A 205-nucleotide genomic window follows, 5' to 3' on the forward strand; every position below is an offset into this window, starting at 1 on the left:
TGTTGTTTTCGGGAGGGAAAATGGCTTCATCGCGATTCGGGTGGGAGTCGGCCGCGGACGGTGCGGCTGAGGGGTCGCGCAAGTCTCCGGCGCTGCGCTTTCTCGCCGGGAAGGTCGGCAAGGCGGGAATCGTCGCTGCCATGTCGGCAGTGGCCATCGGCATCGTGGCGCCGGTTGCCAGCGCCTCCAACGAGGCGAACTGGAC

1 protein-coding gene is annotated in these 205 nt (G+C 66.8%); it reads left to right on the top strand.

Annotation, left to right across the window (positions count from 1 at the left end):
• Window positions 1-20: 20 nt before the first annotated feature.
• Window positions 21-205: hypothetical protein (locus IE98_RS51810; protein WP_234443897.1), on the top strand; the 185-nt coding region annotated here is incomplete at its 3' end.

Source organism: Streptomyces sp. NRRL B-24484, from assembly GCF_000717715.1.
Classification (GTDB): Bacteria; Actinomycetota; Actinomycetes; order Streptomycetales; family Streptomycetaceae; genus Kitasatospora.